We start from the raw sequence: 368 nt of genomic DNA on the forward strand, positions 1-368 counted from the left end.
CTCCCCCGCATACTGCTCGACAAGCCCCCACAGCCCCGCCGGCACCGGACCCGCGCCCCTACGCGCCGCAAGATACGAACGCAGATCCTGGCCGCCCTCTCGGCGCGCTTCGACGACATGGGCCAGGACGTCGTCGTCCTCCACATACATCGCGTACTCGGGCCAGTGGAGCCCGAGGAAGGCGTGGTACTCCACACCGTCGTCCCCGCCCTCGTCCCACCTCTCCCGATACACATCGACGTCGTCAACCGTCGCCCGCCCCCGCAGAACGTCCTCGACGAAGGTCATACCTGCTCACCGGCCTTCCATCGGCCCTCGGTCTCCACCAACCCCAACCCCCCGGCCACCTGACACAGCGCCACAAAAGC

At 68.2% G+C, this 368-nt stretch carries 1 protein-coding gene; it reads right to left on the reverse strand.

Features of this window, described 5'->3' with window-relative positions:
• On the reverse strand, window positions 1–288 hold a 288-nt coding region (locus JHN63_RS52175; RefSeq protein ID WP_200692072.1), incomplete at its 3' end, for a hypothetical protein.
• Window positions 289–368: the final 80 nt, after the last annotated feature.

It is taken from the genome of Streptomyces sp. MBT65 (genome assembly GCF_016612545.1).
Classification (GTDB): domain Bacteria; phylum Actinomycetota; class Actinomycetes; order Streptomycetales; family Streptomycetaceae; genus Streptomyces.